We start from the raw sequence: 407 nt of genomic DNA, 5'->3' as shown, positions 1-407 counted from the left end.
CTCTGTGGGTAAGTCACTCGCGGAGACTACGTTCGCTGCGCGCGTCCAGCTCCTGCAAACTTTCACTGACCTTCAATGGGACCCCCAAGCGCCCGTTGTTGCCGACCTCCGGCAAACCCTGAAACACGCAGTTGACCGGCTTCCGCTGGACAACTTCCTCGTTAAACCGGCACGCAAATGGGTGGACAGGTTCGCCGAAGAAGCAGCCTGGAAATCGTTGGCAACCGAGGACTTCCAGGCTTTGCAAACCCAGATCGCCAGGCTCGCTACCATCGGCGCGCCTGCGGATACGGAAGAGGCCAGGCGGTTCGACTACCTGATGCTTCAGGCAGAGTTGGCGTCGCTGCAGGGATCGGCGGTTGGGCCGTTCCGGACAAAGATCCAAGCCATCGCCTCGGCCTTGCAGG

The 407-nt window shown here is 60.9% G+C and carries 1 protein-coding gene; it reads left to right on the top strand.

The features are described 5' to 3' along the window. Positions 1–407: hypothetical protein (locus AB3U87_RS22375; protein WP_394150633.1), on the top strand; the 407-nt coding region annotated here is incomplete at both ends.

The organism is Erwinia plantamica (genome assembly GCF_043420595.1).
Taxonomy (GTDB): domain Bacteria; phylum Pseudomonadota; class Gammaproteobacteria; order Enterobacterales; family Enterobacteriaceae; genus Erwinia; species Erwinia aeris.
The sequence above is the reverse complement of the archived record's forward strand: the minus strand, read 5'-3'. Positions and strand labels throughout refer to the sequence as shown.